We start from the raw sequence: 20,276 nt of genomic DNA, 5'->3' as shown, positions 1-20,276 counted from the left end.
CTGGTCCTTCAGAGCAAGAGGGTATTCTTTTTGCCCATATGAGCCCTATTAAAAAAGGCAGCCGTCTTTCCCGGCTACCTTTTTCTTTTCAGTATGTTATTTTCAATAATTCGGTAGATCAGCGCACATAGCTTAAACACAGCGAGTCCGACCATTGTTCCAAACCCGTTCAACAGAATATCATCAATATCGAAAATTCGATGAGCGTAATTATATTGAATGACTTCAATTATAGAGCTTGTCCCAAACCCAATCACAAACATGAGTCCCCACTTAGACAGCGACCGGTTGATCAGCGGCGGCAGAAAGCCTAATGGGAAGAATAGAATAACGTTGCCGATTATATTTATAAAAATCAGCCAGTAATCCCGGCTTTTCCACATTAATCGGATGCTGTCAAAAAGCACAAGGTTCATGGATTTCCCGTACACGTAATGGTTGTAAGTAAACAGGGTCGCATAGATCAGAATCGCCAAATACCCGATGAACATAAGCCAGCCGATATTTCTCCATTTTATCCTGGCTCTTCTCTTGTTGAGCTTTTTGTTCTTCTTCATCATCATTCTCCATTCACGTGCTTGATGCCGGCCAATGGCATGACAAATGTTGAGTCAGCTCAAAAAGCCCCGTCCATTATACCATATGATATCCATAAGTAATCATGCATGAAGGTGTCTTTTTGTCCAACAAAAAAACCGCCAAATGGCGGTATCCTTCTCAATCCTTATTTGGTTTTCGTCAATAGGCCTCTTTCATACGCCCGGTCGATCTTGAACTTATGAACCGTTGCATTGATTACTCCGCCTAGGATAATGACAAGTCCGGTTAAATAAAACCAAAGCATGAGGACGATGATGGCTCCAAGGCTTCCGTATGTTGCGGAATAGTTGCCGAAGCTGTCTACGTAGAAGGCGAAGCAAAGTGACACAATGAGCCAGGCAACTGTGGAAAATATGGCGCCATACCATACTTCACTATATTTAAGCCGCTTGCATGGCCCCATAAAATACAAGACTGAAAAAACAAGAGCGATAACCACAAAACTGATCAGCCACCTGAGCAGCGCCCACATGCTTAAAAAGAATTGATCTAATCCAAGGTAAGAGAAGATAAACTCTCCGAGCATTTTTCCGAAAACAGGAAGAATCAAGGAGACAACGATTGAGATGATCAATCCAATGGTAAGAAAAATTGCTAAAGTTCTTGCCATAACAAATGAGCGGCATTCTTCGACTCCATAAGCTTCATTTAATGCTTTAATCACCGCGTTGACTCCATTGGATGCTGACCATAGGGTAGCGATGATCCCAAAAGATAGCAGTCCGCCTTTTTTTGATTCCATCACTGTTTTAAGATTTTCTCTGATTAAATCCATCGATTCACCAGGTACGACGTTATTCAGAACTTTAACAGCCTCTTCCGGAGAAATAAAGATTCCTCCCAGGGTTATTAAAAAAATAAGAAAAGGAAAAAGCGACAGCAAAAAATAATAGGCAAGCTGAGCAGCCAGATCGGGAACATTACTCTTTTTAAAACTGTGCAAAAATTCAATGCCAAATGACTTTGGGGATATATACTTAAGTTCATGGAACAATTTCATCGGTTTCACCTCGCTGCATCAAACGATCCATATACTGAAAAAATAAGGGCAACTTAATAGCTGCCCTCGTTTGGAGTAACGACATGCCGTTTGTTTTGAAGGTCGGAATAAGATGGGGCTGTATTTGCATCCGTATCACTTACTTCACCCACCACATCTTTTCCATGCTCTTTAACATCCTGGCCCGCATCCTTTAATTTACTTCCTATTTTTACCAGATCGCTGCTGGCTCCTCTTACTTGCTGCATAGCTTCAATAGAGGTATTTTTCACTTCTTCCATTGTCGACATGAGCTGTTTAATATCATCCATCACATCGCTTACGGCTGAAGATGCGGATTGGAAAGTTTCTTTTACCCCTCCAGCGAGCGATTGAGGATTTTCCTTCACATTTTTTGCGATCGTCACTGTCTGGTCTTTTACATCCAATGTTTTACGTTTTACCGTTTGCCGTGTAGGACGGTCAAGCATAGCAATTGCCGCTCCCACTGCTGCTCCAATGAGGAGCCCCTTTACAAGTTTACTGTCGTTTCTTTCATACGTATCAAATGTTTTGTACGCCATAAAAACATCTCTCCCTTATATTAAAGTACCTTTTAGTATGTTTTACATTCCCTGTGGTTGGAACAAAAAAACATTTTTTTGTTTTTGTTTATTTTTTTAAAGGGATGGGTATCTTAACGGTACAACACAATAACAAAACAAAATTTAAAGGAGGAACACACGAAATGAGTTTTCTTTGGGCACTTATTATAGGTGGTATCATTGGTTGGTTAGCAGGAGTGATTACAGGACGTGACGTTCCTGGCGGAATCATTGGAAACATTATCGCTGGTTTTGTCGGTGCGTGGCTTGGAGGATTAATCCTTGGAGATTGGGGTCCTGATGTAGCAGGTTTCGCCATTGTTCCAGCCATTATTGGTGCAATCGTCGTAGTATTGATCGTCAGTGCCATCCTTCGTGGTATGAGACGAAACGCATAACTATAAAAAGAAACGGTACGCCCTATGGCGCACCGTTTTTTTATTTGCCGAAATCCTTTTTAAATACAAAACTCACCCGTCTGTATTCCATTTTGTCTTCATAAAAGCGATGGGCATCTTCCCTCGCCAAACCTGAGGATAGCGCCACACAGTTACAGTTGTTGTGAACAGCAAAAGACTCGATGAACGAAAGAAGTTCTTTTCCATGGCCTTTTGATCGAATATGTTCATCTGTCACCAGATCATAGACCCATACATGCTTGCCATAATAAAGGTTTGTCTGAATAGCAAATCCTGCAACTGCTGCCAGTTTTTCATCATCAAAACAGCCAAACAACGTATATCCGTTGGTCTGCATCTCCTCATACAGAGAAACAAATAATGGCTCAGTTAAATGCGGACGAAGCTGCTTCATCACAGAAAAGGCTTCCTTAACTTCTGTTTCCGTCGAAAGCTGGCGTATGATCCCCATTCTTCCCTCTCCTCTACAATTTTTCGCGGGCTTCAATATCTTCAAGTAATTTACGGCAGCCCTCTGACACCAAGTCATAAACCTCATCAAAGTTCCCGGTAAAATAAGGATCTGGGACATCTTGCATTTTACTGTCAGAAACATAATCCATCAGCCTTGCCACATGGTTCACCGGTACATTGCCAGCCATCCGCTGAAGATCTCCAATGTTTTTAGCATCCATCCCGATAACATAGTCATATTCCGTAAGATCTCCAGCAACAACCTGCCTTGCTTTTAATCCTTCAAAGGATATGTTCTTCTCCGTCAATAAATTTCGTGTACCTTCATGCGGAGGTTCTCCGACGTGCCAGTTACCCGTTCCAGCTGAGTCTACTGAAATCTTTCCATCCAAGCCCTTTTTTTGTACCATATCCTTGAATATCGCTTCAGCCATAGGCGAGCGGCATATATTGCCAAGACAAACAAATAATACTTTAACCATAGATAATCCCCCATCTCTTTAGTTCTGCTACATTCAAGTATACCGTTAATCCTGTAAAAAAATAAGGAGAACTCATCCGGCAGTACTATAATGAAATAAAAAAGGAGATGAGCGACATGGCAAAGCGACAAGTACTTGAACAGCTTGCTGAATGGATCAAAGGTTCATCCTACACCGTTCTGTTAACCGGGGCTGGAATGTCAACCGAGAGCGGCATAATATTCAATTGAAGCATTTAAAAAAGGAACTGCGTGTTCCTGTGGAGGGAAACTTCGTCCATCAATCGTTCTCTTCGGAGAGATGCTGCCGGAACCAGTCTGGGAGCAAGCATTTGCGGCCATAGAGCAATCTGATTTGGTAGTGGTCATCGGAACCAGTTTACAAGTCTATCCCGTGAATCAGCTTCCTTCTATGACAAAAGGAAGGACAGCATTAATTAATCAAGAGCCAACAGCAATGGATCATGTTTTTGATCTATCCATCTATTCGAGTGCAAAAGAATCATTAATAGAATTAGAAAAGCTTCTTGATCGCTAAATTTTCGTCAGATAAAATAAGGAAATCCTCTTAAAGAGGATTTCCTTTTATCTTTAATCAGGAATAACCTTTACAAAATAATTGCGGGAACGCGGACCGTCAAACTCACAGAAATAAATCCCCTGCCACGTGCCAAGGACAAGATCACCTTGATGAATAAAAACCACTTGTGAGGATCCGACTGTACTCGCTTTTAAGTGGGAAGCTGTGTTGCCTTCACCATGCCGGTACTTCGGATGCTCCCAAGGGTATACCTCATCGAGCCTCATCAGCATGTCTGACTTAACATCGGGATCTGCATTTTCATTAATTGATCCCGGCTGTCGTATGGGCACAATACACATGAAGCAGCCCTTCCTGCACGCCCTGCTCTTGAACGTAGGCACGCACCGTATCCGTGACATCCATCATTTCATCCCGTTTATGTGTCTGTATTGTGAATCTTTGCAGCAAAAATGATCACCTCGCTATGTTTTTCCGTTATCTTATAAACATTACCATTCTGGATATTTATCAAACCCCTTAAAAGGATAGGGACCACAGTCCCTTGAAATGAGTAGCAAATAAAAGAGCTGCCCATATGGCAGCTCTTTTCTATTTACGATTGACACGAGTACGGTCACCTGCGATTTTTTTCCACTTTGATTTTTCAGCGAGTGCCGCACGCTGATCTTCCTTACGTGCCAGGAAAGCCAGCTCTCTTTGCAGTTTAACATAGCTGTTATACCGCGCTTCATCAAGTGTTTCATCCTTGATGGCTTTTTGAACGGCACAGCCTGGTTCATTGCTGTGGCTGCAATCCCGAAACTTGCATTGCGCAGCAAGCCCTTCGATGTCCGAAAAACTGTGTCCCACTGCTTCATCCGCTTCCCACAGCTGCAGCTCCCGCATTCCAGGGGTATCAATGACGATCCCCCCGTTTTTTAACAGAATGAGTTCTCGGTGAGTTGTCGTATGCCTCCCTTTATCATCGTCTTCTCTGATCGTTTTTACTTCCTGTTTCTTTTCACCGTAAAGCGCATTCGTCAATGTGGATTTTCCTACTCCGGAAGAACCGAGCAGGGCAACGGTTTTGCCCTCTTCCAGATAAGCGGAAAGCTGCTCCAGCCCCTCTTCTTTTTCCGCACTGATCGCATGGATGGGAACACCCATCGCCACCTCTTCCACTTCCCTGATTTTTTCATCGATATCATCACAAAGGTCAGCTTTACTAAGTACAATCACCGGGTTCGCTCCGCTTTCCCATGCCATCAGCAAGTATCTTTCTATCCGTCTTAAATTAAAATCGGTATTCAGTGCATTGACGAGCAGAACCGTATCCACGTTTGCCGCTACTATCTGCTCTTCTGTCGTATGTCCTGCCGCTTTTCTTGAAAATTTACTTTTACGCGGAAGGATCGCATGAATGGAAGCTTTGTTCTCCTCTGGCCTAGCGGCAATTACAACCCAATCCCCAACAGCAGGGTAATCCTGACGTTCAGATGCCAAATGGCGGAGCTTTCCCGTCACCTCGGCGAGGAGCTCCCCGTGCTCTGTGAATAAGCGGTACATGCCCTTATGCTCAAGTGCCACCCTGCCGACTGAAAAGTTTTCTTTATCAAATGCTGTGAATGGTTCTTGAAAAAACAGGTCCCAGCCTAATTGTTTTAAATTCAATTTGTTTTCCTCCAATGATTAAATGATTAATTTTAATAAAATAAAAAAGACCGGCGCACCGGTCTTGATGATTCTGCATAGTCACAGAAATCCAGATCAATAAAAACCCGCGAGCTGTCCACAGCCCACGGGTAAAATCACTTAACCATTGAAATCCTTCAAAGAAATTAAATGTCCATAATACCGGAGGGCTGAGATATGAAATTAACATAAATAGTGGCGTATTCTGTAACAATGCTCATATAACATACCTCCTTAAAGACTCTCTAATAATCTAACTATAGTATAAGTATGCAGGATTTGTAAATGGGTTATTCAAAAATTCAAAAAATAAACCTGAACAGCCTTAGCCATTCAGGTTATTTAAGGTTTATCTGTGACGGATCCAGATGGCACCTGCAGAATTGTCTTTCGCTTCACCGATCACGTGGAACTGCAAGCCAAGGTTAGGAACCTTGCGCCCAGCGTCATCGATGACACCGTCTTCTGCGCTGCCATTATAATCTGTCATATCGATGTATGGTTTGGAATCATCGAATGAAGTTACGCCTTTGGAACCTTTGTAGTCAAAGATTCCTCTGGAAGGTGAGTTGATATACCAAGCCGGAGCTTTGTCAAAAGAGAATGCAGCATCTGCAACTTGGTAACGTGTAGAATCTTCAACTGTAGGCTTGCCGTTTAAAGTACCGACGATCGCTTTTGGATGAGAATCTACTACTCCTAAGAAACCTTCACCTGGATGCGGGCCGGTCCAGTTATCGGAGAAACTGTCATCTGCATACCATAAAAGCATACCGGTATTGTATTTTACACCGCGGGCAAATTGAAGGGCTTTATCTGCTCCAGCGTAGTTTCTCCACTCGATGTAATAGTTGTTCTTCTTGAAGTCGATGCCGTCAGAGACCTTAGCACCACCGGAGAATGTTAATTTTGGAGTTCCTTCAGCGTCATCTGAAAGTACAACATTTCCATCTACATTTACAGCCAGGTTATCCATGGCAAAGCCGTTCATCGCAAGGCCGCCATCTGTAACATATTCAAATTGAACTTTGACTTTTTGGCCTTTATAAGAAGAAAGGTCATATGACTTGTCGACCCATTGGCCCTTCGTTGTATCAGCGCCATTGTCTTCATCTATAATTTCATCACCAAATGTGTCAATCGTTTCTGTTGTTCCGTCCGCTTTTACGACTTTAACATATAGGTAGTCATAATCTGCTTCAATTTCATAAAGTGTTTTAAAGTCGATTTTTGCATTTGTTGCATTAGTCAAATCAATCTCCGGCGTCGTCATCGCCGTATGAAGATCATCACCTTTTGTACTGTAAAAATATTTCTGGCCGAAAGCTGGTTTAATGCCTTGAACCCTTTTATCCGGCAAGTTTACTTTTACGATACCCGGATTGTTTGATTTGGTTACAGATTGATCCACCTTTGTAAGAAGGCCAATTTTGTTGATCTTGCTGTAATCAACTTCCTGAATGTTGGCCCAGTTTCCGCCAATGGTTTTTTGGAAGAAATCTTTGTTTTGCGGTGAAAAGCTTGTTGGTGTTGTTCCTGCAATATTTCCGTTCCAGCTTCCGCCGCTCATAATAGACCAGGAAGCTACCGGTTCACCGTCACCGGTATATTGAGTATCATACTCATCCGGGAGTCCTAGATCATGGCCAAATTCGTGGGCGAATACCCCGACTGCTCCATCTTCCGGTTCTACCGTATAATCAAAGGCAGCCATTTGCCCTTTCCAATAATCAACGCTGGCTTTTGTATCTGCAACCGGATACACGCTTCCAAGGTTCCAGCGGTGAGACCAGATCGCATTGTCGCCAAGCTTTCCGCCTCCAGCTTCCTGTCCACTGCCTGCATGGATAACCATCAAGTGGTCGACTAATCCGTCCGGTTCGTTAATGTTTCCATCGCCATCAATATCATAGATATCAAGATTGTCATAGTCTGCTAGATTGATTCCAGCCTTAACCGACGCATTCAATGAGTCCTTAATGAAATCACGCGGCCCAAACGGCAGCTGATTATCATTGCCGCCTTTTGGTGAGTCATCACCATAATCAGCCGCTTTTCCAGGAACAGTGAGCCACGGAGATACCGTACCTTCTACTGTATAACTCCCGCCGGACTGCTCTTCGTAATATTGTTTAAATGTCTCTACCTTTGAACCGTCAAACAGTTCGAACGGCTTGTCCCCGAACAGCATGTCTTGATAGTGCTTCTGGTTAAAATCCTTCGCATACATATAACCAGGCTCTTGCTCGACGTTATTGTGCTTGAAATCAGAGTACTCGGCCAAAAGCACAAGCACCTTATCTTTTCGGACGAGTCCGTTGTATTTTTTCCCTTTAGCCGGGTCTACTTTTACAAACCCATTCGGAAGACCTTTTTGGATTGTAGAGTGGCTGTTGTTCAATTTTTTTGATAGCTTCTGTTTTTGTTTATAAAGGAAATCTTTTGCCTTAAGGTCAAAATTTTTCTTGCTTGATGATGCAGAAGTGCTTACCTGCACTCCGCCAACTTTTTCATTTTTTCTTGCTATGTACTTCTGAACAGCTTTAGCGGTATCCACTTTTGAAGCATCTTTTGAAATAACCCCGCGGTCTTTCAAGGCTTTTGCAAGTCTGTCCTGATCCACAACGTTTAAATCGATGGGTGCAAATGCAGACGATTTCCCCTTGTCCGGCTGTGCATCGCTAGCAAATGCTGCAGGTGACATTAGACTCAGCGAAAGCCCGGCAATTAAGAGCGATGAGCCCAATTTCTTAGACCAATTTCCCAATTAAACCCCTCCTGTTTTGAACAGCATGAATTTTCTGTAATCTATCTTTCTAAACGTAACATATTACTTAGGTAAAGAGGATTGTACTATATTACTAAAATAGCAAATATTTCTTATAACTTATTAGGTCTAAAGTTCTACAAAGCCCTTCCATTTAAAAATAGAAGAGCTTTATAGATTACTTATAGATTACAATTGCTCCTACTGAATCATCAGATGCTTCCCCATTCACACGAACCTTCAGACCATAATTGCCTATATTGCGGCCCGCATCCTGCATAAATGGATTCGCAAATGATTTGCTGTCGTCAAACAATGATACTGCTGATTGACTTGGTGCAGACAACATTTGAACACCTGGGTAATCAATTTTCAGACCAGAAGTTTTATCCAGTCCAAAAGCTGCATCCGCAATATGAAAGCTTGTGCTTGCCTCTGCTCCAGTGTTCCATTTCAAATCATTAATATGAGAGTCGACTACGCCGAGGAACCCATCTCCAGGGTGAACGCCTGTCCAGTTGTCAGTATAGGTAGGATCCACATACCAAACGACAAGACCGCCATCATAGCTCATAAGAGAGCTTCCGCGTTTGATGTGGGCAAGACCCTCATCGACACCTTGATGATTTCTCCATTCCAGCAAATAGTAGTGATCGCTGTACTTGTTGCCGTCTGACTTTTCAAAGCCTTTCAGCGTAAATGCAGAAGGATCTTTTTCAGCTCCATCATCTACTAAAGCTGTTCCGTCAGCTACGACTTTAATGTTATCTGCGAAGAATCCGGCTTGGCTTGTACCCCAGTCTGTTGCCGAACGAAGGCGAAGCTGGATTTTCTTGCCTTTATATGCAGACAGATCAAAGGACTGGGACTGCCATCCGTTAGAGTTACCAGTAAATCCTGGCATAGAATTAAGAATGGTAGGATAGCCTTCAGGAACAACGTCAGAACGCGTGTTGTTGTTTCCTAGCGATTTCCATGTAGCCCCATTGTCATCTGAAACTTGTACAAAAGCAAAATCCCATTGTTCCTCAATGTCATACCAAGCATCAAATGTAAGAGTGGCAGATTGCTTGCCTGTCAGATCTACGTTCGTCACCATAGAGTTGTCGATCTCGTCTGCCTGGCCGCCCCAGAACTGATAAGAGCCTGTTTTTGGTGTGTTGATTGGCGTCTTTTTCTTCGGCAGATTCACTTGAATAGCCTGATAATTATCACCATTTGGTGTATTGGCCTGATCTAAAAGGAATTGTGCTCCTTTAATCGACAAATCTTTCCAGTCAACAATAGTAGGATTTGTCCAGTTTCCGCCAAGGGTAGTTTGGAAATAAGATTTCGCCCATGGAGAGAATCCAGTCGGTTCTGTACCTGGCACTCTACCAGCCCAAGATCCACTTGACATGATGGACCAGTATCCAACCGCTTCGCCAGTTCCAGAGTAAATCGTGTCGTATTCATCCGGAAGACCAAGGTCATGGCCGTATTCATGTGCGAAAACGCCCGTCGCGCCATCTTCAGGCATCATGGTGTAATCGTAGAATCCAGGAAGCCCTTTTCCAAGTCCGTCCGGATCAAAAAATTTAGCAGAACGGTGGGACCAAATCGCGTTGTTACCGAGTGAACCACCGCCAGCTTCCTGTCCCATACCCGCATGGATAATCTGCAGGTGGTCAACAAGGCCATCCGGCTCCCAATAGTTACCGTCTCCATCTAAATCATGCGGATCTTCTAAATCATAGTCTTGAAGCGGTATTCCAGCATCTACAGCTGCCTTATACACGTCCACTACAAGCTGCTTAGAGCCGCCAGGTGTCACATTGTCATGGCCGCCGGATGCTCTATCCGCACCATAAAATTCAGCGGTACCTGGAACCTTCAGCCATCCGTAAGCTTTACCTTCAATGGTATAGGAACCGCCGGATTGCTCTTCATAGTATTGTTTTTGCGAAACAAAATCTTCACCGTTAGGCCCTTTAACTCCATTTTCACCAAAGATCATATCTTCATAATGCTGCAAGTTATAGTCTTTGTAATAGTTATCTGTTTCGTTTGGCTTAATCTTATTATGAGGGGTATCTGCGTATTCAACAGTCAGTGTCAGCAGTTTTCCTTTCCTAGTAACCTCACCTTTTCCGTGGTCATTCACCGGATCAGGCTGCTTCTTGTATTGCCCTTTCTTTTTCCCGTTTCCATGAAGGAGGCCATTTGTGAATCCTTTGAACTCTCGCTGCTTATCAGCAGCTGCGGCTTTAACTTTTGGAGCAAGCGGATCCTTCTCTTTCACAGCATCCTGTTTTCCTTTTAGTTCAAGGTAAGCATGAAGCGCCTTTTGTTTCTCCTTTTCAGAAGCATCCTTGGAGACGGCTCCTTGTCTAACGAGCAAATCTATTAATTTATCATCATTCACAATCGCCGGATCTAGTGCTGAATGACTATTTCCATAATGATTTGAAACCGTTTCCTGCATCGCCGTTTTTGCTTTCGCGTCTAAAGACCCTGTAAACATGGATGTGGAAACTAAACCTAATGATAACCCTGTAATCGTCAGTGATGCTCCCAATCTCTTACTCCACTTTCCCAAATGTACCCCTCCTGATAGAAGATAATGAATATTTTGTTATTTATTTCTATATAAAAGTATCATACACCCGGTAATTTGAAATGCTACTAATTTACCATTGTTAGAATATTTTTACTAGTTTGAAAACACAATTGTGCATACAGAAAGGACTGCCGCCTCATAGGCAAGAGTTCACAAGGTTCTTATGAAGTATTATTGAAAAGAAAAAACCAGGGGAGTATCCCCTGGCTGATTATTACTCGTCTGAAGAATCTTGATCTTCAGTAGCAGTGCGAACAGTTGGCAGAACCACATTCTTATTCATATCGTCTGACTTCTGATCTTGATCTTCTTCTTTCTGCTGATTGGTTTCAGGCGCTACGGCTTTAACCGCAGATTGATCAGAAGCATGTTGTTTTGCTTTTCCGCTGGCTTTTTCAGATGCATTGGACTGGACTTTGTTTTCGATAGAGGCATTTACTTTTTCATCGACTCCATCGTTTTCGCCTTCAATGTCTTCCGGAACGGTAACAACAATCTCTGTATCCGCTTCTTCCTGATCCTTGACCTGATGTTCTTCTGTTACAGGTTCAGAAGGTTTTACTGCAGGCACGGCATGAACTGCTGAGTTAGGGGCTGCATGTTCTTTTGAATTCTCACTTGCATGAAGAGCTGCTTGTGAAAAATGTTCCTTCTTTTCCTTCTTTTCCTTCTTTTCCTTCTTTACTTTTACTTCTTTAACAGGCTTCACTTTTTTTACTTTTTCTTTTTTTTCTGCTTTTTCTTCCTGCTTGTGCACGATTGGCTTTTTCACTTTTCCTTCATGTTTAACACCATGGACTGCGGAGTGTTTGTTTGCTTTTTCTTTTGCTTTCTCACTTGCTTTTTGCGGTGCCTGTGGTGTTACAACATGGGTTTTAACTGCTTTTTCAGTGTTATGGCCTGGTGCTGCCGAAGTTGCTTCTCCTCCAGCTAATGCTGCAATAGAAAGTGTTCCTGCAAATACGAAAGATTTAATTAACATACCGTTCATTTTTTTCATGATTGTTTGCTCCTTCAATTCTTTTTTTATTTTTTGATTGATTTATTTATAAAAGATTTGAAAGAGCGTTTCGGGCGGCTGGGATGGAGGAGCATTCACCCACTGGCTTTTAAGAAACTCCCTGTTTGATGCACCCAGCAGCTTTGCTGAAGAGCCAGTCATTCGATCACTATCCATTATGTATGCTTTTAAAGTAAATAGAGTGGATGCTTGTCCACCGCTGTCCCCGCTGTTGCCAGTATGGCCTGAAGAAGGCGGGGCACCTGGTAAAATCAACTTTGAAGATGGGTTTACAGGAATCTTTGATAACGGTTTCAAAGGGTTGCTCGGCAATTTCTCCAGATGTTTCCTGGAATCTTTATGCCCGGCAGCCTTTGCTGTTTTACGGCTTTCCTTTTTTACAGCAGAAACAGGACGGACTTCATTTTCTACATGCACCTTTTCTTTGCCAGACGGTCTTGTAACAGCAGGTTTCATGTCTTTTTCTTTTTGCTGTACGGGTTTGACAGGTTGTACCGCCTTCTTGAAATCCCCTTTATTTCGTTCCGGCTTACGGCTGGCTGCAGGAGTCGGAGGAAGTGTTTTGGTTTTCTGAGGAGCTTTTTTCACCGCCTTTACAGGACGGTGAGAAGGCACGGCCCTCTTACTTGCCTTTTCCTTTTGGTTCCGTATTGGTACTGCAGGAGTCGTCTTTTCTTTCTGATGAGGAATGTTTTTAACCGTTTTATTGCTGTTCTTCGTTTGTCGACCTTTTTCCTCAACCACTCGATTTGCCTTTTGCACCTTTTCCACCTTTTCCAGCTTTTGCTGAGGCTGCTGTAAGGAATGTTGATCTTCTTTCGCCGCCGATACTTGCTGCGGAAGGAAGAGAAGAGCCGCGGCAGCTGCTCCTGCGATAAAATAGCTTATTCTTTTCATCGTTTCACCCCCTTTCCTTTTTCTATATAAAAGATACTGTCGATATATGCGTTTTATGTCGGTAACTTGAAATAATAGTTGAATATTCCTATAAATGACTTCATTAGAAGGAATGGGAAGCAAATAAAAAGAATAGAACTTAGAAAAAGGAGGGATGAAAGGTGGCTGCAAAGTCTTTTGTAGAAAAGTATAAAGAAGATCATCAGCATCCCATGAATAAACTTACACACACCATCGGCATACCCATGATCGTTGTTTCGCTTCTGCTCTTTTACTGGATGTGGAAAACGGCGCTCGCTCTGTTTGCCCTTGGCTGGGTGCTCCAGTTTATCGGACACCTCTTTGAGGGAAAAAAGCCTTCTTTTCTTAGCAACCCTGTCTACCTTCTTATCGGCCCTGTCTGGTACGCTAAAAATATTCTTACCGGAAAGGCCTTTAAAAAAGATCAAAAAGAAAAACCGCACCTGTAAAGGAGCGGTTTTTGTCTTTCTCTATTTACTTCGTTCAATTTCTTCTACAATCTGGGAAAGCTCTTCCCAGCGGTTCATCGCTTCCTCCAGTTTAGCAGCAACTTCCTGCTGCTCACGGAACAAACCATCAATCTTGCCGAAATCACTTCCTGCTGATGCGATCTGAGATTCAATCTCCTCATGCTTCTCTTCTAATTCAGCAATGACATCCTCGATTGTCTCCCAGTCTTTTTGTTCTTTATAGGAGAGCCTGCGTGATTTTTCTTTTTTCGGTTTAGCCTCTGTCAGAGTCTCGGCTCTTACAGAAGATGCCTGTTCCTCTTCCTGCTTCTTCTGCTCCAAATAAGCCGAGTAATCTCCATCAAAGCGCCGCACCTCTCCGTTGCCCTCAAGTGCAAAGAGATGTTCCATCGTACGGTCAAGGAAATAACGGTCATGGGAAACGGTAATGACGGCACCGGGGAAATACTCAAGATAGTCCTCTAATACGGATAATGTTTCGATGTCCAGATCGTTCGTCGGCTCATCCAGGAACAGGACATTCGGCTCTCCCATCAGAACACGCAGCAGATAGAGTCGCCGTCTTTCCCCTCCAGATAATCGGGAAATGTACGTCCATTGGGCGCTGGGCGGAAATAAGAACCGTTCGAGCATTTGCGAGGCGGTAATGGACTGCCCGTCTTTCGTATAAATGACATCTGCAGCTTCACGAATATATTCAATAACCCTCAGATTCTCATCCATTTCTTCATGGTTTTGGGTATAGAACCCCAGTTTAACCGTCGGACCGGTTTCAACTTGGCCGGAATCAGGCAGTATTTTACCGGCAAGAATGTTCAGCAATGTGGTTTTCCCGCTGCCGTTCTTACCAATAATGCCGAGTCTGTCGTCAGGCATGACCAGATAGCTGAAATCGGAAAAGAGTGTTTTCTCTCCGAATGATTTTGAAATACCCTCGATTTCCATGACTTTCTTCCCCAGCCTTGCTGAGCCGATCGCCATCTCCATCTGGCCTTTTTGTGCAGGCCCTGTTTGCTCCTGAAGAGCTTCAGCGCGCTGAATTCTCGCTTTCTGTTTCGTTGTACGTGCTTTCGCCCCTCTTCTCAGCCAGGCCAGCTCACGGCGAAGCAGGTTTTGGCGTTTTTGTTCAGATGAGGCTTCACGTTCTTCACGCTCCGCTTTTTTATCCAGAAACATTTCATAGTTCCCTTCATAGCTGTAAAGGTTTCCGCTATCGAGCTCGATCATGCGGTTCGTTACCCGGTTCAGAAAATAACGGTCATGGGTAACCATGAGCAAGGCGCCCCGGTATTTCGCAAGGTAATCTTCCAGCCATTCCACTGTCTCGTTGTCAATATGGTTGGTCGGTTCATCCAGAATAAGCAGATCAGCAGGCTGAATGAGCGCCCTCGCAATAGCGACCCTCTTTTGCTGGCCCCCTGAAAGGGTACTTACCTGCTGTTCCAAAGACGTTATACCCAGTCTGGTCAGGACGGTTTTTGCTGTTGTATTCGTGTCCCATGCATCCATGGCGTCCATCTTCTGCTGCAAAGAAAACAGCTGATTCTGATATTTCTCATTTTCGGGATCGCTTTCCAGACGTTTAATCGCCGTCTCATATTCGCGGAGCAGCTGCATCAGGGGAGAATTTCCGTAGAAGACTGCATCAAGCACCGTCACTCCGTCATTAAAGACAGGAGATTGCGGCAGGTATTCTATATGAAATTCATTGGCGTGCACAATTTCCCCTGTATCTGCAGTCTCCATTCCAGCAATGATTTTAAGAAGAGTTGATTTTCCGGTTCCGTTTACTCCAATTACGCCAATTCTTTGTTTTTCGCTGATCGTGAAGGATATTTCTTTAAATAGCGTTTTGTCCCCATAGCTTTTTGATATATTTTCCACCGATAGTATACTCATATTCATTCATACCTCATATCATTAGTTATCTGCCTCTATTGTATCAAAGATTAACAAGATGGCTCCAACTAAAGGAATTTTATCGGGTGAAAGGAAACAATTTCAAAAATATGGTTTAATGTAAAGAGATCACGGCAATTAATCTATTGTCCGATTATGGCGAAAGGGGGGGAGAAATGAGATGAGGAATGATCCATTTGATGCGGTCGGTATGTTTTTCGGCTTGTTTGGTATTCTTTATGTGTTAGTGGCTTTATTTATGGTTGTATTAACGATCGTTTTTATCTTTAAAGCCATGGGCTTTATGAAACGAAAAAACGAAGCGGACCGCCTTACCAATGAAAGGCTTGAACGTTTGATTCAGCTTCAATCCAAACAGGAAATTGATCCTTATAAGGTTCAGGAATAGTACATAAGAAAAAGGATTACGCAATATAATGCGCAATCCTTTTTTATTGGCCTTGTTAATGCATATTGGTGATATTCTTTCCTAACGGGCATCGCATACTGCTGCTTGAAAGAGGCCCTCAAGTCTTTTTTATGACTAACATAGCTTTTTTATTAAAGCTGATCAATCACCATCAAAAATATTAAAGAGACCTTTGGCGAGGCTTCCTTCATCTTTGGACTGAGGAATCGCCGCGAATACCCTGCTCGCGAGTCTGCTGAACGGCAAGGACTGAATCCACACTTTCCCGGGACCTCTTAAGGTAGCAAAGAATAACCCTTCACCGCCGAATAATGCGGTTTTTACTCCCTTTACCATCTCAATGCTATAGTCTACGTCCTTCGTCATCGCAACAAGACAGCCTGTATCCACACGCAGCACTTCTCCAGGCTCCAGTGTTTTTTCATGAATGGTTCCGCCGGCATGAACGAAAGCCATTCCATCGCCTTCCAGCTTCTGCATGATAAATCCTTCACCGCCGAAAAAACCCGTACCAAGCTTGCGCTGAAGTTCAATTCCTACGGAGACACCTTTAGCGGCAGCCAAAAAAGCATCCTTCTGGCAAATGATCTTACCGCCATGTTCGCTCAAATCCATCGAAATAATTTTCCCCGGGTAAGGTGAAGCGAAGGAAACATGCTTTTTGCCTGAACCTTCATTCGTAAAGGTGGTCATAAACAGACTTTCACCTGTCAGCATCCGTTTACCGGCATTAAACAGCTTGCCCATTAACCCAGACCCTTGGCTTGATCCATCGCCAAAAATGGTTTCCATGCTGATGCCGTCTTCCATCATCATCAGGGCGCCTGCCTCAGCGACCACGGTTTCACTCGGATCAAGTTCCACCTCAACAAACTGCATGTCATCTCCATGAATCTTATAATCGATCTCATGATTGTTCATTTTGTCTTCCTCCTAAAGTATGTAAAAGTTACTGCCTCTTATACGGCTGATGACTTATTAAGTTTCACTTTAAGAATACTTCATTCTCCTCCTGTTTTCCTGTTTATAAAAAAACTTCCGAAATTAATAATCGGAAGCTTCCATATGTATCCCTATATGAATGAGTCTTACTGCGCTCCCTTTTTTGCGAGACCGGAACGCAAGGTATGACGAATAAACCATAAATTAATCAGTTCCACTTTCTTATTGTACTCTTTCATGTTCAAAGCGCCTTTCAGGTGTCTTTTTCGAATCAGAAAAAAGTACCTCTCGACAACCTGGCTGTAATCCATGTGATGCTCCTCCTCAAAGTTACAATTAATAGTCTTCTGTACCCTTTATCGTTTTTTTCTAAGCTCGTTTTCCGCAAATTGGGGCAGACTATTGAAAAAGGAGGGATCATGTCGTTATGTCAGAAAAAGAAACAGATTATGAAGGCCGAAAAGAACTCTACCTCGATATCGACCGGATGATTAACGAAGGCATGGCTGGCGGTTCTGTCGCTCATGAATACGACTTAAAACAGATAAGTTATTCAACTGAAATCGGTGATGCAGAAGAACCCCCAATAAGACAGGATGAAGAAAACAAGTAAAAAAACAATCTGAAAAGGGGCTGTCCAAGAAGTCTGTAAGCTGTTGATTTCCGTTCCAGGCTGCTCGCTTTCCGCGGGGCGTGCGGTGAGCCTCTTGGTGCAAGCACCGGCGGGAGTCTCACCTGTCACGCTAGTCCCGCAGGAGTCTCGCATCTTCCACTTCAATTAACTTTTCATTGAAGATTTTTCAAGCCAATAAAGGGCTGCCTGAAGGTCAATTTTTGACTTTCTGGACAGCCCCTTTTTCCGTATTAAGTTATCTTTCTCAATTCATTCACAGTTTTGATGAGCTCGTTATACCGTTCTTCAAGCACCTCTTTTTGGTCGCCTTTCCGCGGTATGGACAAGCGCCCCACAATATCAGCAAGCTCCAGTTCTAGAGCCAATAGTTCACCTTGGTTGATCGATGGAGTTTTATCCGGCTTTAGAGACCGCTGCTGAAAAGCATCATAATTCCCTTCCGAAAATAACGCACTCTGATGATCCTGAAAGACAAAGACATGATCTGCCATTGCATTCATAAGGTGGCGGTCATGTGTCGAGAACAAGATGGTGCCCGGATAAGCTTTTAAAACCGTTTCCAGCGCCTCTCTGGTAAAAACGTCCAGATAATTCGTTGGCTCATCGAGCAGCAGAAGATTAAAATCTCCAAGAAAAACCTTCGTCAATGCTGTTTTTACCCGTTCCCCCCCGCTCAGCACACTTACCTTTTTGTGAACATCTTCTCTTTTAAATAACAGCCGTGCGAGTACAGTCCGAATGAATTCCTCGGAATACGGGCTATTTTCAGAAACGTTCTCCAGAATAGAAAGATCTTCATTCAGGATGTTGAGCTGCTGATTAAAATATCCAATCTTCAAGGCCTTTGACAAAGATACTGACGGGTGTGCAGATTGGATCATCCCGATCAGGGTGGACTTTCCGCAGCCGTTCGGACCAATAAGGGCTGTTCTGCTCCCGGTCTTTACAATAAATGAAATGCCAGCAAACAATAACTGGTCTCCAAAGGACCTTGAAGCGTCTTTTACCTGGATCGCCTGTTTAGCATGCACTGGCGTAAATTGCTGGATATCAAACTGAACGGCTTCCGTTTCTCTCGGCTTTTCCTTTTTCTCCAGCTGTTCTACCCGTTTTTCCATCGCCTTGACGTTCTTCATCATCGCCGCTTGCTTGCTTTTAACCCTTCCCCTGCCGAGATTGGCTTCTTTATAGCTCATCCGGCTCGGCTTTTTCTTCATGCTCTTTACTTTTTGTGTCTTTTCCCGTGCAGCTTCAAGCAGTCTTTGCTTTTCTTTCGTATACTCCTCATACTCAAAAAATTGTCGGGTTCGCTCATGTTCTTTTTGTTTACGGTATGCTGAGTAGTTTCCTGAATAGAAGGTTGGAACTGTATTTTCGATCTCCAGGATCTTCGTGCAGATTTCATCAAGAAACGCCCGGTCATGCGAAATCAGCACAACGCCCCCAGGAAAGCTCTTTAATTCATTCTCCAGCTGCTGAATTCCCTGCAGATCCAGATGGCTTGTCGGTTCATCCAGAAATAAAAGGTCAGGGTTCTGCTGCAGGGCAGAGGCAATTTTCAACCGTGTTTTCTCGCCTCCACTCATGGTCAGCCATTCCTTGTCCTGAATTCCCCAGATTCTTTGCAAAGCGTCCGAAGGGTTCTCTTCCAGCTCATCTCCAAATTGCAAAACTGAAGAAATTCTTCCAAAAACATGAACACTGCCTGTATCTGCAGCTTCTTCCTTTGCTAAAATGTTCATCAGTGTGGACTTTCCGGCTCCGTTTAATCCAACGATGCCAATCCGGTCTCCTCTGTTGATTTTCAGCGGTTCTGAGAGTTTTATAATCAAGCGGTCACTGTATGACTTCTCAATATTTGCGGCTTCTAATAAAAGCATAAAAAAACCTCCCTGTTTTGATCAGAGAGGAAAAATTCGCACAAAAATAACGATACCTGTCCCGTAAAACCGGGTATCACGTAAAAAAAACAGGTATGAAAAATGGGCAAACTAATCCTATCCGAAGTTTAGATTCAAAAATGAATATAAAGTTCAATTAAAATAGGAGTTAGTTACGCATTGGACGATACACCTGTTCCTTTCTAGTTTTATAACCAACAGTTTAGTTGGATTTCCCAAAAATGTCAATCGGTCAATCATCAAATCTTCGGATGTCTACTTTTTTTGGTTTTTGACGATCAGCGGGCAGCCGATAAAGCTTAATGTACAAGAATCCTTTCTTATACGTCGCATGAATGGCGTCACTTCGGACACGATACGGCAGTTCCACTTCTCTGCTAAAGGCTCCTGAACCGAACTCTTCCTTGGCTATTCTGTATTTTCCTCCGATCAAGTTGGTTTTCCCTTTGATATGAACGCTCCTGTCATCCACATACACATCCACATCTTCCGCTTTCTCAAGGCCTGGAATGGCAGCAATGCATAAGAGCTCATTCTCAGATTCATAAATATTAACAGCCGGAAATCCCCGCTCTTCTTGCGGCTGGGACTGCTGTTGCTCCCTCTGTGTGTCTTCTTGCTGCTGGTAAGGAGAAAAGAAATTTTGGCCAAGGTACTGATCAGCAAACTTCTTCCACTCCATCATCTGTTTCCATGAATCCAATGGTATCCCTCCTTTCTTTGTTTATTAGCTGTAAACATTTATGAAGGTGCAGGGAGTTCGACAGCTGGAACCGCTGCAAGCGGAGGAGCTTCCCCGGTGAAGCCTCCTGTATTGTACAAGTTAGAAACAGGCCGGATCATGCCCGCACTGCCGATTTGCATGACGGATGAATTCTGAATCCCCTGTACCTTTAACTGATAGATGGTAATGGTCTGGTTAACAAACAGATTCAAGGTCATC

The 20,276-nt window shown here is 43.4% G+C and carries 21 protein-coding genes and 1 pseudogene; 5 read left to right on the top strand and 17 right to left on the bottom strand.

Going from position 1 to position 20,276, the window contains the following annotated elements; translation table 11 throughout:
- Window positions 1-74: 74 nt before the first annotated feature.
- From QYF49_RS19810 to QYF49_RS19800, 3 genes are all read right to left on the bottom strand, one after another.
- A complete protein-coding gene (locus QYF49_RS19810; RefSeq protein ID WP_290401312.1) occupies window positions 75-557 on the bottom strand; it encodes a VanZ family protein in 483 nt (160 codons plus the stop codon).
- Window positions 558-724: 167 nt separating this feature from the next.
- The gene (locus QYF49_RS19805) at window positions 725-1,600 is read right to left on the bottom strand and encodes a YihY/virulence factor BrkB family protein (RefSeq protein WP_290401311.1); all 876 of its coding nucleotides are present in this window, start codon (window positions 1,598-1,600) and stop codon (window positions 725-727) included.
- Between the two features lie 53 nt (window positions 1,601-1,653).
- The gene (locus QYF49_RS19800) at window positions 1,654-2,163 is read right to left on the bottom strand and encodes a hypothetical protein (RefSeq protein ID WP_290401310.1); all 510 of its coding nucleotides are present in this window, start codon (window positions 2,161-2,163) and stop codon (window positions 1,654-1,656) included.
- A gap of 164 nt (window positions 2,164-2,327) precedes the next feature.
- Here QYF49_RS19800 and QYF49_RS19795 point away from each other — a divergent pair, with 164 nt between their 5' ends.
- A complete protein-coding gene (locus tag QYF49_RS19795) occupies window positions 2,328-2,582 on the top strand; it encodes a GlsB/YeaQ/YmgE family stress response membrane protein (RefSeq protein ID WP_290401309.1) in 255 nt (84 codons plus the stop codon).
- Window positions 2,583-2,622: 40 nt separating this feature from the next.
- Here the strand turns inward: QYF49_RS19795 and QYF49_RS19790 are convergent, their stop codons facing one another.
- A complete protein-coding gene (locus tag QYF49_RS19790; protein WP_290401308.1) occupies window positions 2,623-3,054 on the bottom strand; it encodes a GNAT family N-acetyltransferase in 432 nt (143 codons plus the stop codon).
- 13 nt (window positions 3,055-3,067) lie between these two features.
- Window positions 3,068-3,538, bottom strand: a complete 471-nt coding sequence (locus QYF49_RS19785) for a low molecular weight protein-tyrosine-phosphatase (RefSeq protein WP_290401307.1) — start codon at window positions 3,536-3,538, stop codon at window positions 3,068-3,070.
- A 225-nt stretch (window positions 3,539-3,763) separates the two neighbouring features.
- Between QYF49_RS19785 and QYF49_RS19780 the strand changes: the two genes are divergently transcribed.
- Window positions 3,764-4,075 carry a Sir2 family NAD-dependent protein deacetylase gene (locus QYF49_RS19780; RefSeq protein WP_290401384.1) on the top strand — a complete coding sequence of 104 codons (312 nt, stop codon included), beginning with the start codon at window positions 3,764-3,766 and terminating at the stop codon, window positions 4,073-4,075.
- A 53-nt stretch (window positions 4,076-4,128) separates the two neighbouring features.
- On the opposite strand, the pseudogene QYF49_RS19775 reads toward QYF49_RS19780, so the two are convergent.
- The 6 genes and pseudogenes from QYF49_RS19775 to QYF49_RS19750 form a co-directional block, all read right to left on the bottom strand.
- Window positions 4,129-4,528: pseudogene (locus QYF49_RS19775) on the bottom strand (secondary thiamine-phosphate synthase enzyme YjbQ).
- 141 nt (window positions 4,529-4,669) lie between these two features.
- Window positions 4,670-5,731: a ribosome small subunit-dependent GTPase A gene (gene rsgA, locus QYF49_RS19770; RefSeq protein WP_290401306.1), complete on the bottom strand. Its 1,062-nt coding sequence runs from the start codon at window positions 5,729-5,731 to the stop codon at window positions 4,670-4,672.
- A 370-nt stretch (window positions 5,732-6,101) separates the two neighbouring features.
- Complete coding sequence (locus QYF49_RS19765) at window positions 6,102-8,456, bottom strand: immune inhibitor A domain-containing protein (protein ID WP_290401383.1); 2,355 nt, start codon at window positions 8,454-8,456, stop codon at window positions 6,102-6,104.
- 241 nt (window positions 8,457-8,697) lie between these two features.
- Window positions 8,698-11,097: an immune inhibitor A domain-containing protein gene (locus QYF49_RS19760; protein WP_290401305.1), complete on the bottom strand. Its 2,400-nt coding sequence runs from the start codon at window positions 11,095-11,097 to the stop codon at window positions 8,698-8,700.
- Window positions 11,098-11,332: 235 nt separating this feature from the next.
- Window positions 11,333-12,118, bottom strand: coding sequence for a hypothetical protein (locus tag QYF49_RS19755; RefSeq protein WP_290401304.1), 786 nt, complete (start codon window positions 12,116-12,118; stop codon window positions 11,333-11,335).
- A 42-nt stretch (window positions 12,119-12,160) separates the two neighbouring features.
- Window positions 12,161-13,036: a hypothetical protein gene (locus QYF49_RS19750; RefSeq protein WP_290401303.1), complete on the bottom strand. Its 876-nt coding sequence runs from the start codon at window positions 13,034-13,036 to the stop codon at window positions 12,161-12,163.
- A 161-nt stretch (window positions 13,037-13,197) separates the two neighbouring features.
- Here QYF49_RS19750 and QYF49_RS19745 point away from each other — a divergent pair, with 161 nt between their 5' ends.
- Window positions 13,198-13,506, top strand: a complete 309-nt coding sequence (locus tag QYF49_RS19745; RefSeq protein ID WP_290401302.1) for an Mpo1-like protein — start codon at window positions 13,198-13,200, stop codon at window positions 13,504-13,506.
- Window positions 13,507-13,527: 21 nt separating this feature from the next.
- Here QYF49_RS19745 and QYF49_RS19740 read toward each other — a convergent pair whose 3' ends face one another.
- Window positions 13,528-15,426, bottom strand: coding sequence for an ABC transporter ATP-binding protein (locus QYF49_RS19740; protein ID WP_290401382.1), 1,899 nt, complete (start codon window positions 15,424-15,426; stop codon window positions 13,528-13,530).
- 181 nt (window positions 15,427-15,607) lie between these two features.
- On the opposite strand from QYF49_RS19740, the gene QYF49_RS19735 reads away from it, so the two are divergent.
- On the top strand, window positions 15,608-15,835 hold the full coding sequence (locus tag QYF49_RS19735; RefSeq protein WP_290401301.1) for a hypothetical protein: 228 nt from the start codon (window positions 15,608-15,610) through the stop codon (window positions 15,833-15,835).
- A gap of 162 nt (window positions 15,836-15,997) precedes the next feature.
- On the opposite strand, the gene QYF49_RS19730 is transcribed toward QYF49_RS19735, so the two are convergent.
- The gene (locus QYF49_RS19730; protein WP_053355701.1) at window positions 15,998-16,777 is read right to left on the bottom strand and encodes a TIGR00266 family protein; all 780 of its coding nucleotides are present in this window, start codon (window positions 16,775-16,777) and stop codon (window positions 15,998-16,000) included.
- A 167-nt stretch (window positions 16,778-16,944) separates the two neighbouring features.
- Window positions 16,945-17,109: a hypothetical protein gene (locus QYF49_RS19725; protein WP_156316262.1), complete on the bottom strand. Its 165-nt coding sequence runs from the start codon at window positions 17,107-17,109 to the stop codon at window positions 16,945-16,947.
- A gap of 116 nt (window positions 17,110-17,225) precedes the next feature.
- Here QYF49_RS19725 and QYF49_RS19720 point away from each other — a divergent pair, with 116 nt between their 5' ends.
- Window positions 17,226-17,411 carry a hypothetical protein gene (locus tag QYF49_RS19720; protein ID WP_053355702.1) on the top strand — a complete coding sequence of 62 codons (186 nt, stop codon included), beginning with the start codon at window positions 17,226-17,228 and terminating at the stop codon, window positions 17,409-17,411.
- 251 nt (window positions 17,412-17,662) lie between these two features.
- Here QYF49_RS19720 and abc-f read toward each other — a convergent pair whose 3' ends face one another.
- The 3 genes from abc-f to QYF49_RS19705 form a co-directional block, all read right to left on the bottom strand.
- Window positions 17,663-19,312 (bottom strand): ribosomal protection-like ABC-F family protein, encoded by a 1,650-nt coding sequence (gene abc-f / locus QYF49_RS19715; RefSeq protein WP_290401300.1) that lies wholly within the window; start codon window positions 19,310-19,312, stop codon window positions 17,663-17,665.
- Between the two features lie 253 nt (window positions 19,313-19,565).
- Window positions 19,566-20,036, bottom strand: coding sequence for an Hsp20/alpha crystallin family protein (locus QYF49_RS19710; protein ID WP_053355704.1), 471 nt, complete (start codon window positions 20,034-20,036; stop codon window positions 19,566-19,568).
- Window positions 20,037-20,074: 38 nt separating this feature from the next.
- Window positions 20,075-20,269, bottom strand: a complete 195-nt coding sequence (locus tag QYF49_RS19705; protein ID WP_062238614.1) for a spore germination protein GerPB — start codon at window positions 20,267-20,269, stop codon at window positions 20,075-20,077.
- Between the last annotated feature and the right edge of the window lie 7 nt (window positions 20,270-20,276).

Origin of the sequence: Fictibacillus terranigra (genome assembly GCF_030412265.1) — a bacterium.
GTDB classification, from domain to species: Bacteria; Bacillota; Bacilli; order Bacillales; family Fictibacillaceae; genus Fictibacillus_C; species Fictibacillus_C terrinigri.
This window is presented reverse-complemented; position numbering and strand designations above follow the sequence as displayed.